14 protein-coding genes are annotated in these 15,561 nt (G+C 44.9%); 3 read left to right on the forward strand and 11 right to left on the reverse strand.

Annotated elements, in window-relative coordinates:
• Positions 1-71: 71 nt before the first annotated feature.
• The 7 genes from mltA to CHA6605_RS27480 all read right to left on the reverse strand — a co-directional run bounded on the left by mltA (position 72) and on the right by CHA6605_RS27480 (position 7,107).
• Positions 72-1,388, reverse strand: coding sequence for a murein transglycosylase A (gene mltA / locus CHA6605_RS27445; RefSeq protein ID WP_015162620.1), 1,317 nt, complete (start codon positions 1,386-1,388; stop codon positions 72-74).
• Between the two features lie 32 nt (positions 1,389-1,420).
• Positions 1,421-1,675 (reverse strand): hypothetical protein, encoded by a 255-nt coding sequence (locus tag CHA6605_RS27450; protein ID WP_015162621.1) that lies wholly within the window; start codon positions 1,673-1,675, stop codon positions 1,421-1,423.
• Between the two features lie 372 nt (positions 1,676-2,047).
• Positions 2,048-2,749, reverse strand: a complete 702-nt coding sequence (locus tag CHA6605_RS27460) for a uracil-DNA glycosylase (protein WP_015162622.1) — start codon at positions 2,747-2,749, stop codon at positions 2,048-2,050.
• 157 nt (positions 2,750-2,906) lie between these two features.
• Positions 2,907-3,839: an ROK family protein gene (locus CHA6605_RS27465; RefSeq protein WP_015162623.1), complete on the reverse strand. Its 933-nt coding sequence runs from the start codon at positions 3,837-3,839 to the stop codon at positions 2,907-2,909.
• Between the two features lie 90 nt (positions 3,840-3,929).
• The gene (locus CHA6605_RS27470) at positions 3,930-4,169 is read right to left on the reverse strand and encodes an AbrB/MazE/SpoVT family DNA-binding domain-containing protein (protein ID WP_015162624.1); all 240 of its coding nucleotides are present in this window, start codon (positions 4,167-4,169) and stop codon (positions 3,930-3,932) included.
• A 175-nt stretch (positions 4,170-4,344) separates the two neighbouring features.
• Positions 4,345-5,976 (reverse strand): IS66 family transposase, encoded by a 1,632-nt coding sequence (locus tag CHA6605_RS27475; protein WP_015162625.1) that lies wholly within the window; start codon positions 5,974-5,976, stop codon positions 4,345-4,347.
• 180 nt (positions 5,977-6,156) lie between these two features.
• Positions 6,157-7,107 (reverse strand): endonuclease domain-containing protein, encoded by a 951-nt coding sequence (locus tag CHA6605_RS27480; protein ID WP_015162626.1) that lies wholly within the window; start codon positions 7,105-7,107, stop codon positions 6,157-6,159.
• 174 nt (positions 7,108-7,281) lie between these two features.
• Between CHA6605_RS27480 and CHA6605_RS27485 the strand changes: the two genes are divergently transcribed.
• On the forward strand, positions 7,282-9,312 hold the full coding sequence (locus CHA6605_RS27485) for a S9 family peptidase (protein WP_198288408.1): 2,031 nt from the start codon (positions 7,282-7,284) through the stop codon (positions 9,310-9,312).
• A 128-nt stretch (positions 9,313-9,440) separates the two neighbouring features.
• Here the strand turns inward: CHA6605_RS27485 and CHA6605_RS27490 are convergent, their stop codons facing one another.
• From CHA6605_RS27490 to CHA6605_RS27500, 3 genes are all read right to left on the reverse strand, one after another.
• Positions 9,441-9,638, reverse strand: coding sequence for a hypothetical protein (locus CHA6605_RS27490; RefSeq protein ID WP_015162628.1), 198 nt, complete (start codon positions 9,636-9,638; stop codon positions 9,441-9,443).
• A 74-nt stretch (positions 9,639-9,712) separates the two neighbouring features.
• Positions 9,713-11,713 (reverse strand): HEAT repeat domain-containing protein, encoded by a 2,001-nt coding sequence (locus CHA6605_RS27495; protein WP_015162629.1) that lies wholly within the window; start codon positions 11,711-11,713, stop codon positions 9,713-9,715.
• A 140-nt stretch (positions 11,714-11,853) separates the two neighbouring features.
• Positions 11,854-12,759, reverse strand: a complete 906-nt coding sequence (locus CHA6605_RS27500) for an ABC transporter permease (RefSeq protein WP_015162630.1) — start codon at positions 12,757-12,759, stop codon at positions 11,854-11,856.
• Between the two features lie 278 nt (positions 12,760-13,037).
• Between CHA6605_RS27500 and CHA6605_RS27505 the strand changes: the two genes are divergently transcribed.
• On the forward strand, positions 13,038-14,348 hold the full coding sequence (locus CHA6605_RS27505) for a homoserine dehydrogenase (RefSeq protein WP_015162631.1): 1,311 nt from the start codon (positions 13,038-13,040) through the stop codon (positions 14,346-14,348).
• Between the two features lie 78 nt (positions 14,349-14,426).
• On the forward strand, positions 14,427-14,702 hold the full coding sequence (locus CHA6605_RS27510) for a TMEM165/GDT1 family protein (protein ID WP_015162632.1): 276 nt from the start codon (positions 14,427-14,429) through the stop codon (positions 14,700-14,702).
• Positions 14,703-14,899: 197 nt separating this feature from the next.
• Here the strand turns inward: CHA6605_RS27510 and CHA6605_RS27515 are convergent, their stop codons facing one another.
• Positions 14,900-15,472, reverse strand: a complete 573-nt coding sequence (locus tag CHA6605_RS27515; RefSeq protein WP_015162633.1) for a Ferric reductase like transmembrane component — start codon at positions 15,470-15,472, stop codon at positions 14,900-14,902.
• Positions 15,473-15,561 lie beyond the last annotated feature (89 nt).

Genomic DNA, 15,561 nt, shown 5'->3' on the forward strand with positions numbered 1-15,561 from the left:
TGGGAGCGGGGAGTTGGGGATTAGTTAAGATTTACTTTGCCTATTACCCATCCACCCTTCTACCCTTCTAACTAGCTTTTTAACAACAAATAATAGAGATATCCTGGCCCGCCAGTGACGCCTGCGCGATCGCCTGCAATTTTACCAGTACCCATAAAATAGTCTACACGTCCGGGGCCAGTAATCGCGCTACCCGTATCCTGATCCAAGACATAGCGACTGACCAATTTTTGTTCGATCGATCGACCGTTTGCATAAGGTAACTCGGTATGCACTAGAGCTAGCGCGCCTGGTGGCATCATGGATTTGTCGGTGGCGATCGATCGATCTGGCGTGACTGGCACATTAATACTGCCCATCGGATCGCCTTTGAAGGTTTCCTTCATAAACACGAATCGCTTCCAGCGGGGAATGTAGACGTCTAGTTCTTGAGGATTTTCTTGGAAGTAGCGGATAATTCCGGGGAGCGTGAGCTGTGAGGGTGTCACTTTACCATCTTTGGCGAGTTCTTTACCAATACTGGTGTAAGCAAAACTCGTACCGCCAGCATAACCGACTGTGGTTTTAGTACCGTCGGTGAGATTGAGTTCTGCCGATCCCTGAATCTGTACCAGCACGGCCTCAAATCGATCGCGCATCCAAAAGATCTCATTCCCTGCTAACTCACTTTTGCTGCCTTGCAAGCCATCTGCGCCCTCTAGCATGAGACGATCGGGCTGGGGATCTTTCCAGCTACTAAAACTTGCTGGTAATTTGTAGAGCGGATATTTAAATTCAGCAGTTTGTTGGCGGCTAGCTGTGTAAATTGGCTCGTAGTAGCCCGTAAATGTTACGGTACCTTTATTATCTTTGCCGACCGATTGATAGAAGACAAATTCTTTTTTTACTGCTGCTTGGAGTTCGCCAGCAGACCGACTCTTATTTACTAATTGACGAAATCTGACGAGCGAGCGGCGCACTCGATCGCGATTGATGCCCTGTACGGCATAATTTTGGTAGGCTCTAACAGCAGCAGGGGTTTCTATATATCGGAGACTATTGTCGATCGATTTAAGCAAAGCCAGTTTATCACCAGATTTGCCCCATAATTGATCGTCAAACCCGATCGAATTTTCTTCATAATTATTATTAGTATTAGTCGTGGAGCTACCCCGTTCGGATTGGACATTGGCTGAAGGGGCCGCAGTCACCCGCACGGATGATTGCTGGTTGAATCCTAGCGCAATACCTAGATTCAAAGTGAGTAAAGCCAGTGTTTTAATCATGAAATAATTATTAAGTAACGCTTGGACAATGCAATCGGTGACGAGAGTTAGAGATGTCATGTTTCCATCACCATCGTCTAGATCGATCTCTAGTTGTATAACTGTTGCTCTAGTTTTAGGCATTTATCCCTCAAGCCTAAAGCCTAAAACCTAATCTAATAATCGCGATCGATACTCGATGCAAATACAGGTTCGACGCGAATTGCTTCGACACAGCTAGGGCGAATTACCATATATTCACCTTGACTATTTTTTAAAGGTACGGTAATAAAATCACTAGAACTGGATTTGGGCATCAGTTCATTACTATACCATTTTTGAAAATCTTGGACGGTGGGGAAACGAATTTCCTCGCGATGACCGCCTGATAATAGCAGATGCACTGCATACTCGTTTGCTACCTTAGCCATACTCGATCGTGTTTGGGTTGAGACTGATTAGTTATGAGTATGCCCAAATCTCGATCGAGAATTGAAAATGTTGGGAGCGGGGAGCGGGGAGCGGGGAGCGGGGAGCGGGGAGCGGGGAGCGGGGAGCGGGGAGCGGGGAGCGGGGAGATAATTATTTGTTACGCAACTCTAAAAATCCCCTCCTGGGAGGGGTGCCCGGAGGGCGGAGTGGGTAACAACCTCAACTCGCACGATCGATCTCCGAATAATTGCTGGATATTCAGCTTTACCTCGATCGTCAACTCGATCGAATTTTTAATGCGGAAATAGTTGGTGGGTAGTGAAGATCCGACCCACCCCACCCGTTGGGCACCCCTCCCAGGAGGGGATTTCTTACGCACTGAGTTCGTCTAATTTGGCGCGGATGGCTTGAATATCTTGCCACATCAACCACTTGGGTTTGCCCACATCTGGCGCGGGATTTCGCAGTAAATAAGCTGGGTGAAAAATCGGCATACACCATCTGCCTTCCCATTCGATCCAAGTGCCGCGAATTTTGGTAATTCCGTCTTTTTTACCCGTAATTGCTTTGACGGCTGTGGCACCTGTGAGCAGGATAATTTTGGGATCTACCAGCCGGATTTGTTCGAGTAGATAGGGTTTGCAAGCGGCAACTTCCGCAGGTAGCGGGACGCGATTTTCGGGCGGACGACAGCGGACGACATTGCAGATATACACGTCGCGCTCGATCGACAGTTTAACAGCGGCCAGAATTTTTTCGAGCAATTGACCCGATCGACCGACAAATGGCAAACCTTGTTCGTCCTCATTTTGCCCTGGCCCTTCCCCCACAATCAAGATCGGTGCTTTTTCGTTACCTCTACCCACGACGGCATTAATTCGCGTATTCCCCAATTCACAGCGATGACACACTTGGCAATGGCTGGCTAGTTGCGTGAGATTGTCATACGTACCGGAGGGAATCGGAATGTTACTACTAGTAGGAATCAGCTCGAATCTATTAGCTGGTAATGATTCTACAGGCGAACTAACTTCGAGTTGACCGAATAGGTTTAATTGAGATTCTGAAGACATGGGGTTTAGTTGATAGTTGATAGTTGATAGTTCTCACTACAAAGGTTTCAGGCAATCTCTATTTAATAAATATTTGCACCCAGCTATTTCATCTTGCAAATTATTAGTCGCGATCTGGTTCTGGCATCCAAAAAACATCTGTGTTTTGGCAACTAATCTATCGCCCTGTCCCCCCGTCTCCTCGTCCCCCTGTCGCCTGCTGGCGATCGAGCAGATACCATGCCAATTTAGCAGCACCAGCAATTCCGGCATGATTGCCCAATTGTGCCTCAATTAACTTCAATCCCGGACGCGAAGTCGCCATCACGCGGCGATCGATTTCTTGTTGGGCGGCGGGTAAAAAATACTTGGCACTGGCACTAATTCCACCACCAATAATTGCGACTTCTGGCGTCAGGACATAGACGATACTCGTCAATCCAATCCCTAAATTGCGCCCGTAATTATTCCAAAATTCTAACGCATCTCGATCGCCTGCTGCGGCCAATATCCCCAGCTCTTTCGGCTCTTTACCCGTCAGGCGTCGAATCGCTTGCCCAGAGAGAAACTGTTCCAACGAGCCATTATTGCCACTATTGCAGGGATGCCCATCTGGATCGAAAGCAATCAATCCCAATTCGCCCGCACTCCCGGCATGTCCGGTAAATAATACCCCATCGAGAAACACCGCGCCACCAACGCCAGTACCCAGAGTTAATAATACTAAATTGCGATAATTTCGCCCCGCACCCAGCCATTTTTCCCCCAATCCCGCACAATTAGCATCGTTACCAACAATCGTCGGTACGCCCGTGCGAGACTGGATCAGCGTCGCCACCGGAATATCGATCCACCCTTTTAAATTGATGGCAACCTTCGCCACCCGTCCCACTGCATCCGCAGGGCCTGGTGTACCCACGCCGATCGCGTTAATATTAGCCAATCCTGGGGCTAATTTCTCGATCGCATAAGTCATCATATCGATCGTGTCATCGGGATAGGCAGGTTGTGGCGTCGGCACTGTCAATGACTGAAGACAAGTCCCATCTTCAGTAAATCGCCCTAGTTTAATTGCCGTACCGCCTAAGTCGATCCCGATTACTTCTGTCATGAAATTAGAGGTTAGAGGTCAGAACGTGATGAACGCCGATGTTGCTTTAGCATTTTATCCCGATCGGTGGTGCGCGGGGCAATCGTTTCACTAATCCAGAGCGGGTTGGCCATCGGCTAGCTCTCTCATTGCATTCCGATACTGGGAGGCTCCTAGTGTATAGGCTGCCATCACTTTGTCAAAGTTGGGATCGTGAATGACTAATTTGATGCCATCATCAGTCACCACCAAGTTCATCGTGTCTCCCTCGACTAATCCTAAGCGATCGAGGACTTCCTTCGGAAAGCTAGTACCGATCGAATTCCCTACTTTTCGGAGCTTGATTTCCATACATTTTCGAGAATTGATGTGATTACTATTGTAATTGCACTACATAATAGCTATCAATAGTCAAGACTGATCTTACAACAAGTAAAGTAAGACCTCAATAAACGCTGATAGAGGGAAATATGGTCAGGAGAAATACCCCTCTCTCGTACTAAATAAGATAGTTACTTAAAATTCGCTATGCTGGAGCCGGAATTTTAGCAGCAGCTTTAGCACGAAGCACATCTGATAAGGGTCGTACTTGTTCATCGCCACATAATCTAGATGTCAGATAATTCCAAAACGAAATCCCTAGTTTACGACAAGTCTTTTTCAATCCAACGAAAGTGTCTCTAGCTTTTCGTCCTAACTCAGAACGTGTGCCGCCGCTAATTTTTCGGCGGGTCACATATTCTCTAATATCAGTTTCTGCTGCATTGTTATGCAAGGGAAATTCTGGACAATTTAGTACCTGTAACAGTTCAATCTTGCGATTTCTGATTTGGTTGAGTGCATGATTGAGCAATCCATGATGAATATAACATCTGCCAAATATCTCATCAAATTTATCCTGTAGGCTCAATGCTCTTTCTCTACTTGGCTGCTGTTGGTACTGTTTCAATTCTTGATAGTATTCCCATAATAATCCTTGCATATCAGCAATATTCTCTCGTTCTTGCTCGGTCTTACCCTCTAATTTTCGCAAATTTCTCTCGATATGAACCCAGCATAATCCATGCTCCATGATGTTGAATTGTCCTGCCCCATCGCTGAGAATCCTCAGTGGCTCACTCCTACCTTGAATTGTCAAACCCCCTAGCAGTGCTGCTTCACTCAGCACCCGTACTGTTTTTACGCCAACTATTCCTTTTCCTAATAAATAGTTATGCCAATCTTCTTTGGTGATTGCCAATGGCTCTTCCGAAAAACCGATCTCCAGAAGATGTTTATGCGGGAGCTGATAATTTTCCAGATATGCTTTTGCCTCTTCGTTCAATACATATTTTTCCGCTCCAGCTTGCAATATTTCCAGAAAGTTTTCTCGACTTTTGGAGTTACTGCTGTGGAAATACGCGAAGTCATCATTCCCAATTACTGTGCAATATCCATTTTTACCGTTGTGCCTTGCTCCGGTATCATCGGTATGGATATATGTTGCTGTCTCTAACCCTGCTCTCAATACCTGGTGTTGTTCTTGCTCGAATCTTTGATGCTCTTCATTTAATAACCGATTTACTTGTCCTGCCGAAATATCTATTCCCCATTCTCGGAGTTGCTCGTAGATTAATGGCTGTGTTACTCTACATTGGTAATGCTGATACATCACATAACACACTAATCCTGGCCCATAGTGTCTTCCTTGATATTCTGTGGGTAATTCTCCCACCACTGTTTTTCCATCCTCTGTGATGTACTCCGCTAGCTGAAATCGGATGTTATGCCGCTTAATTATTAGCTCTTGTACGTCGTAACTCCGATAGCCATTAAATTTAGTATTTTCTGGAATACTATCCGGTTGGATGACTATTTCTTCGTCGCTCTCAAAGTTTGATTTTTTACTTTCTTTGGCTGAACCTGCTCTTTTTTCTGCTTTTGCTTCTTTTGGTTTGGGCTGATTCAACAGACTGGCACTTAGTCTGGGTTTCCCTTTCAATTTCTTTTTTGCTCTTAATTCTGCTTCTAGCTGTTCTATTCTTTCTTGCTGATTCTGGAGTTGTTTGGATAATTTATCTATGAGCTTTCGCTGTTCTTCTACCAGCCGTCGCAAACCTTCTACCTCTGTGCTTGGGGTACTCGCTTGGGCTGGACTAGTATCGCTGTTTATACTCATCTCTTTGTTAAACCAGATTTTTGCTCTTTTTGCAACCCCCTGATTTACCAGCGGTTATTGAGACGTTACCAAGTAAAATCATTTAAAAACGCATGACGGCTGGCGTATCAGCGGATGGAATTGCCAAATAACCACATGCATAATATGACGATCCGTTCCTCTGCATAAGCTGGTTAGGCTTTACATTTGGTCTAGACTTAAACCTAATGCACTACCTAGCACATACCAAATATTTTGCCATCTTACTTTAACAAGATCGGTATCTACATAGCTTGTCTCATGATTTCCTCTACGAAGTAACTTGCCATTGCCAATATAGCTTATTTCAAATTCTCTCATGCGAAGTTTACTCATCTCACTTAGCAACGCTGTAAGTAGTGGATGAACATATACAGGATCGTCAGCTACTACTAAAAATTCGTCAAATAAATGTGAATAATTAATAATGTGTTTACCTAATTCAATGCTATACAACTCTTCAGAAATAGTATTAATTCTAATTTCACCCTTGTCATATTCTTTGACTAGACCGTTAAGATGTTCTATCTCATAACCATGTTCGGGATCGTGAAATACAAAGACAGTGATAAAAGATTTTTCATGTAACCATTCAATGGAAGAAAATATAATTTTTTCCAAAGATTGGATTTTAAATTCTTTTTGAGGATACAATTTCTTGTAGAATTGTAATAACTTGGCATTTTCTTGACAAATAAATGGATAGTCAACATACATTACTCGGTATTTAGCAGGCTCTCTCTGCATCCGCTCCTGATAAATTGTTCTAACTTCCTCTACACATGCTGCTGAGTTTCGATTTATCTCCCTGCCTGTAAACCTTAACACCACATACCCTGCACGAGAAAGATAACGCTGTCTTACTGCATCCTTTTCTAATTGCTCACGAGTTGAATGGTAAGCATGTCCATCTAATTCAATAATTAATCGAGCATCTTTGAGTATAAAATCTACCCTGTAACGGCTATGTTTTTCTTTATCTCCAAACCATTGTTCATTTTCGATAAGGGTGGCTAAATCGCCAAGTTCTCTACTAAATTCTGCTTCAATATGTGATTGTCCACGATCTTTATACCAGTTCGGAGCACTCTTCGGTTGTCCTATATGCTTCATAGTATTCTCTATAGTCTTGTCAATCCTACTATTAAACCCCATATATGCGATCGAGCGTAAACTGTCGATCTGCAATAAGTGGGCGAAAGGCTCCCAATTTCAGTCTTTCAGGATAAACGACAACATTGATGAAATCGATCGATAATGTAGATGGTGTTTATCTATCGTTCGCTCATGCAACCGCCACACGCAGCCAAGCTAGCTCACCAGATCGAGATTCATGGCGATACGATCGTCGATGATTATTTCTGGCTGCGCGATCGAGATAATCCGCAAACGATGGAGTATCTTAAAGCAGAGAACGAGTACACAGAGAAAGTCTTAGAGCCACACGCAGAACTCAGAGAGAGCTTGTTCCAAGAGCTAAAAGCGCGAGTCAAGGAAGACGATAACAGCGTACCCGTCAAAAAAGGTGATTATTACTATTACTCCAGAGTTGCTGCTGGTAAACAATACAGCATTCATTGCCGCAAAAAAGGCGATCTAAATAGTTCTGAAGAAATCATCTTAGATGAAAATCAGCTTGCTGAAGGTAAGCCTTATTTTCAGCTTGGCACATTTGGCGTCAGTCCCAACCATCAACTCCTAGCCTATTCCGAAGATATCGATGGCTCGGAGACATATACACTGCGGATTAAAAATCTTAACACGGGCGAGCTGTTGCCTGAAACGATCGCCAATACTTACTATTCGCTAGAGTGGGTAAAAGATAATCAGACTTTCTATTACACCGTTTTAGATGAAAACTTGCGCCCTTATCGGCTGTATCGACATACATTAGAACAGCCGAGCGAGCGAGATGAGTTAATCTACGAAGAAAAAGATTCGCAGTTTTTTGTCGGCTGTGGCAAATCCCGCGACGATCGCTATATCTTCCTCACCACTGATGGTAAAATCACCAGCGAGCAATATTTTGTTTCAGCCGACGATCCACACGGTAGTTTTTCGATCGTCACACCCCGCCAGAAAGGGCATGAATATAGCATCAGCCATCATCAGGGCTATTTTTATATTCTTACCAATGACAACGCCCAGAACTTCCGCATTATGCGGACGCTGGTAGAACAACCACAGCAGCAGTACTGGGAAGAATATATTGCCCACGATCCCGATCGATTAATTGAAGGATTCGACGAATTTAAAGATTACTTCATTATTAGCGAACGTTATCAAGGTTTGGGACAATTACGTGCGATCGAGATCCAGAGTCAAACATCGCATTATCTAGAATTCAACGATCCCACGTATCTAGTATTTGGTGCAGCTAATCCAGAATACGATACCCAGACATTCCGGTTTGGCTATACCTCGCTAGTCTCACCGATGACGGTATTTGAGTACGATCTGCAATCGCGATCTAAGACAATTCTCAAGCAAAATGAGATTCCAGGGGGTTACGATCCCAGCCAGTACCAGTCCGAGCGAATTTTTGCGCGTTCTCACGACAGTGTAGAAGTACCGATCTCGATCGTCTATCGTAAAGATTTTAAACGCGATGGTACGCAGCCGCTCTATCTCTATGGCTACGGCTCTTACGGGATGAGTCTAGATCCAGGATTTTCCACCAATCGACTCAGTTTGCTCGATCGCGGTTTTGTCTATGCGATCGCGCATATTCGCGGCGGTTCGGAGTTGGGGCGACATTGGTATGAGTCGGGTAAATTCTTGCAGAAAAAGAACACCTTTTTAGATTTTGTGGCTTGTGCCGAACACCTAATTGCCGAAAACTATACCAGCGCGGGTAATATTGCGATCGCGGGTGGTAGTGCGGGTGGGTTGCTAGTCGGCGCGACGATTAATCTCAAACCCGAACTATTTAAAGCCGCGATCGCTCAAGTACCATTTGTAGATGTGCTGAATACGATGCTGGATGCCGATTTGCCCCTGACGCAGTTGGAGTATGACGAGTGGGGGAATCCCGCCGATGAGGAGTTTTATCGCTATATCCGTTCCTATTCGCCTTACGATAATGTCGAAGCGAAAGCTTATCCACATCTATTAATTACGGCGGGATTAAACGATCCGCGTGTGACTTATTGGGAGCCTGCGAAGTGGACGGCAAAATTGCGATCGCTCAAAACCGACAATAATTTACTCTTGCTCAAAACCAATCTAGATTCTGGACATGGCGGCGCATCGGGACGCTATGAATATCTCAAAGATATCGCTTTGGAATATACTTTTCTGCTGACTGTTTTCGATTGATTACTTTCCAATCCGGTTCGGTTAGTCAGCGACTGAAGTCGCCGCTAGTGATGCAAAGTCCGCCTTCGCGGACTAAAACTGCAACAGATATTGGTTTAGCCGAATCGTATTAAACTACCTCTATGTAATCAAGAAGAATGTTGGACTCGATCGTCGATAAGTTTGGTATCTGCTTCTTTGCCATTACTTACTTCAACGATCTTACTCGAATCTTCATCGAACAAGTAGGGGCAAGCTGCTTTTAAATTATATAAAAACTGTTCTGGAGCGATCGGTTCAAAGTGATTGGCAAATACTTTCTCAAATTCTTTAGGATCTAAGGGCATAGCTATATATTATCCATTGTTAACAGAGAATGTGAGTAGGGGCAATTCATGAATTGCCCCTACTCACTTGTTTGCTATATTTCTGAGGTGGTGTTTCCTAACAGAATATCTCGCAATCGACGACGGGGTGGCTCGAATAATGGATGAGATCGATCGCTAAAATCGGGATTGTATAATCCTTCTTTTTCTTGAATTTTTGATATAGCATCCAATGCACACTCAACATAAGTTTGACGATGAGCAGACCACAACTGGGGCATAAGTCCGAGTCTACCATCATCAGAAAATATATTAAAAACCGAGCGTCCTAAATTTGGGCAGTCGGTCAAAATTTCGAGTATTGCCATTTTTGCTGCATCTGTACCAATTGTTGCTAAAGATCTAGTCGCATCTTCCGGTTCATCATAATAAGCAAAGGCATCCGATTTGATGATTTTCTGAAGAGTAGGAATTGCGCGATCGCTACCAATTTCACTCAATCTGAAAATATTCGGACATAAATGGCCAACATTATTCGCGATCGCTTCGATTAGAGAACTTTCGGCAGTTTCTAAAAACTTCATTGTTACTTCTCGATCGTGATAAAATTCATTAAGTATTTCTTCGCTAGTTCCTAATTGATGACATTGTTTCAATTCCCAAATTAAAGTTGCTACTAATTCAGGATTGCTGGCTAGCTTTAATACTATCGGAAATACTGCTACACTTCCTAATTCAATTAGACTCACTACTGCTGATACTCGAATCTCGACATCTGGATCGTCAAGTAGTGTTAATAGAGTGGGTAAATCGTCAGGCTCTTTATTTTCCTCTATTATCTGCCACTGATATGCTTCTCTTTCTGATAGCTGACCAATGACTCGATCTCGATTTTCTGGATCTAGATCGTTGATATATTTGATGATTGGTTGGATAGCTAATATCGCTCTATCGATTAATTGGGGCGTAATATTTATTGGATTATAGATAGATGTACTAAGATAGATAATCTCTCGAATGCCACAAGTAATTTTTATCTGCACGTCCAAATCTGGATCGTCAATTACACTTAATAAAATTGATAAATTCCGATCGACAATCGGAACATCCCAAACAACTAAAGCCATCGCAGCACGTCTTCGGACGACTGGATCGTAGCTATGAATCGCACCTTCGATCGCTGTTAATGTCCGATCTCCATCTAGCCTAAATAAAGCTTGTACGATCTTGTCAAAGGGGCTATCAAATTCATCATCTGCTGATACCCAATATATTGATTGATGCAGCCAATCGAAGACTTTTTCTCCGCCAATATGTTCTAGTGCTGCGATTACTTCACTTCGAGGCCGATCTGTTTCATAAAACAAGTCAATTAAATGCTCTACCATTACTGGATCGGCAATATAACCTAATCCTTGAATCCACTCGCTGTCAGACCATCTATGCTTACACGTATAGAGAACCTCGCGTAGCTCAGATATAGATGCCTCTGTACCAATTTTTGCTAAAGCCTCGATTGAGTTACCTTCTGTATTGCAATTTCTTAGATCTCCACTCCGTAATAGATCTCCCAAGACTTCGATCGCTTCTACTGGAGCTAAATCGACTATCATTTCTGCGGCTCGATCGTACCGCTGAGGATGATTTAACTCTTCAATCAATAAATATACTGCTAGATCTCGATCGATATGAATAATAGTTGCTATTGCCGAGTCAATCTCCTGATGCCCTTCATAAGTATTGGGAAATTGATGGTTGAAGATGAAAATCTCTTGGAGATAGGGTAATGCAGCGTTAGACTTAGTTTCTCGCCAGAGGTTAATTTTGAGGCGAGTAGGAATTTCTAATCGCTCGATCCCATCAACGACGATCTTTTGTAATTCTGGAGCCAGCGAGCTAGTTAAACTAGCACCGAGATTGAGATCTACTTCTAATGCCAAATTGACGATTCTCAGTGCCAAATCTGGATCGGTTATATGCGTTAAGAGACTGGCAACTTCTGCGGTTCGATCGAGATGATTGAGATAATTAGATTGCAGTTCGCGGTTAGTTAGCTGACTGAGTAATGAAATTGTGAGCGCGGGATAGGTATCCATGTGACATTTAGGAATTCTCCATGCGTAACGACAATTTCAATATAACACTCGACTCGATCGAACCAGGCGGTTCCCATTACGTCATTGCAATCTTCTGTCTTTCAGGGCTAACGATCGATTATCAATTCTCGAACTAACCTCTATCTTTGTCTATCCCTCGGATTGATCAACTCACTCAAACCCTCACCCAACAACGATAAACCAGTCACCATCAGCGTCAACGCCAACCCTGGAAATAGTGTCGTCCACCAAATCCCCGTCGAGAGTGCGGGTAAAGCTTGCTTGAGATCGTGTCCCCATTCAGCTACTTCGTCGGGCAAACCCAAACCTAGAAAACCCAAACCACCCAAGACGAGGATTGCATCGGCAGCATTGAGGGTAAATAATACGGGGACGCTTTGCACCACGTTGGCAAATAGATATTTTGTCAGGACGTGGCGGGTAGATGCGCCTAGAGCCTGCGCTGCTTCGACAAACATTTGTGTCTTTAGGCTCGCCGTCTGATTGCGGACGACTCGAAAGTATTGGGGAATATAGGAAATGCTCAACGCGATCGCGGCATTAAAGACACCTTTGCCGACGATAAACGCCAATGTTACCGATAATAATAACCCTGGTAACGTGTAAATCGTATCCATCACGAATAGTAAAACTCGATCGAGATTGCCGCCTAAATAGCCGCTGACCATCCCTAACGGTACGCCGATGAGCAAACTCATCAAAGTGGCCAAAACTACTACTTGTAGAGCCGCCTGAGTCCCAAACAGCGTCCGCGAAAATACGTCGTAGCCCTCCCGACTCGTTCCAAACCAATGTTGCGCTGAGGGAGCTTGATTGATGGGGTTATATGGTGGCATCGGCGAACCCAACAAATCTTGCGGATCTTGGAGTAATCCGATTGCCTGTAATAATGGTGCGAAAATGGCGATCGCGATGAAGCTAGCTGTAATAATTAGCCCTAATGCTAGCAATTGGGTGGAGAGCCGATCTCGACGTTTGGCGAAGAGTTGTTTGACAGATCCGAGCGAAATTTTACTGACAGCCATATAGCAGTTTGCGGCGATCTACGAACGGTTCATTTACTATATGACAAATGGCGTCCCGATCGCCTGTTTATGTTTCCAAAGCACGAGCGAGTCCGCTAAATTTTTAGGCTAATACCAAATTTAAACATCAATAGCGACAAATGAGCGAGCAGACTCTAGATACAGTAAAGGTTTGGTAATCCAAAATCCAAAATCCAAAATCCAAAATCGTAAATAATTTGGGTACGTACTAGCTTAAGATCGAAACAGCACGGTAATTCTCTCAAAACGATCGAGTTGTGGTTAAAATTGGCATCTTAGGACTGGGAACTGTTGGTACGGGGACGGTTCAAATATTACGAGATCCCGTAGGTCGGCATCACTTACTCCAATCGATCGAGATTCAGCGGGTGGGCGTGAAATCGATCGATAAGCCGCGTGCGGTGGATCTGCCTTCGGAGCTGGTAACTACAGATCTCGACTCGATCGTGTCCGACCCCGATATCGATATTATCGTCGAGCTGATGGGTGGGATCGAACCCGCGCGGAGTTTGATGCTCAAAGCGATCGCACATGGCAAGCATATCGTCACTGCAAACAAAGCCGTCATTGCTAAATTTGGCGACGAAATCTTTACTGCGGCCAATCAAGCAGGCGTCTATGTGATGCTAGAAGCGGCTGTCGGCGGCGGAATTCCGGTGATTCAACCCTTGAAACAGTCTTTGGGTGTCAACCGGATTCAACGCATCACGGGAATTATCAATGGGACGACTAACTATATCCTGACGCGGATGACTGTCGAGGGTGGTGAATTTGCCGATATCCTCGCCGACGCCCAAAAACTTGGCTACGCTGAGGCAGATCCGACCGCTGATGTCGATGGATTGGATGCGGGGGATAAAATTGCAATTTTGGCATCGCTGGCGTTTGGGGGCAGAATCAAGCGCGATGATGTGTACTGCGAGGGCATTAGGAAAATTAGCGCGACGGATATTGCCTATGCTGACAAGCTCAATTTTGTCATTAAATTACTAGCGATCGCCGAACGTGTCGAAAGTGGCGGGGTATCCGTGCGGGTACATCCGACATTCGTACCTAAAGATCGACCTCTAGCGACGGTAAATGGCGTCTACAACGCGATTTTAGTCGAGGGCGAACCCTTGGGACAAGTGATGTTATTCGGCCCTGGTGCGGGTGCTGGCGCGACTGCTTCAGCGGTTGTTTCGGATATTCTGGCGATCGTGGGTGTGATGCAAACTAATTCCAGTCACGAAGATGCTGTAAATTCACCCAATACATCGCTCCATCCCTTGTTAAGCTGTAGCCATAGCCACTATAGCGAGATGGCTCCATTATCGAGCTTGCGGAGTAGTTTCTATGTTAGATTTCTGTGTATCGACGTCCCCGGCGTCATCGGCAAACTCGGAACTTGCTTTGGCGAACATCATGTTAGTATCGAATCGATCGTCCAAACTGGTTTCCAAGGAGATCGCGCCGAAATCGTCGTAGTCACTCACGAAGTCTCTGAAGGTGACTTTGAATCTGCACTAGCGGAAATTCGCGGTTTAGATTCGATCGCGAGTATTCCTAGTATTGTTAGAGTACTTTAGGTATTAGGCTTTAGGTTTTAGGCTTTAGGTATATAGCTATCAACTATCCACTATCCACTATCCACTATCCACTAAATTATGGATTGGCAATTACTAGCATTAACTTTCACGACGGTATTCATCGCGGAAATCGGTGACAAAAGCCAACTAGCCGCGATCGCGTTAGGTGGTAGCACTCAGCATCCTCGTGCTGTATTTTTTGGTTCGGTGGTGGCGTTATTATTGGCTAGCTCGATCGGTGTCATAGCAGGTGGCGAAATGGCGGCTTTTTTGCCGACTAAGTTACTCAAAGGCTTGGCTGCGCTCGGTTTTGCACTGCTGGCGGTGCGACTGTTATGGCCTGATGCGGAGTAGTGACAATACGCATTTTGTTAGTCAGCGACTGTTCGCGAAGCGTTCCCGAAGGGTAGTCGCCGCTGGTGATGCAAAGTCCGCCTACGCGGACTAAATATATCAGTCCGCGTAGGCGGACTTCGTATCACTAGCAGCGGTTTCTAACCGCTGAGATTATAGGTAGCAACTTGGGTTATTTACGAATCGGACGATCGCGATTATATTGGCTGAACTTGAGTTCTTCGAGTGCCAAAAATGCGGACGAGCATTGCGATCGAAACTAATAATGTGAGGAATAAATATCCCCATTCCAGCCGCGCTCGTCTGCCAAATTCGACGGCAAATATCAGCCAAAAATAGTACATTCCCGCCGTATGCAGTACCCGCCAAGCACGCCGCCCAATCACTTTAGCTGTTGCAGAGAACGAGGTAATTGTCATCGCGAGTAAAAAGGCGTAGCCTAAAATTGCCAAGGGATTGGCACTGAAGGCTTGTTGGCGAATGGCTAGCTGCAATGTGGAAAAAGCGATCGCATGATATGTGTGGGATACTGCCATCGACAAGCCCAGGAAGCGGCGATTTTGCACCATCCATAGCGACAGGGGCGATTGCCATAACCGTCGCAGTGGTGCCGCAATAAAGGCGAGCAAAAATAGCAGACAAGAAGATCTCGCTGTCAGTCGCACCAGAATGAGTGTAGATGTTTCTGTCAACCCCATGCTGCTCAAAATCGCTACCACAGCAACTCCGAGCGCGATCGTGACTGTCATTACTATTGGCCATCCTTTCATCCTGTCAACCTCCGCTCGTGTAGATTGTATTTGCATCTACTTTATCGATCGAGCCGAGCTGCTGTCTTGTCTGTGCTTGCGAACTTTGT

Source organism: Chamaesiphon minutus PCC 6605 (assembly GCF_000317145.1).
Taxonomy (GTDB): Bacteria; Cyanobacteriota; Cyanobacteriia; order Cyanobacteriales; family Chamaesiphonaceae; genus Chamaesiphon; species Chamaesiphon minutus.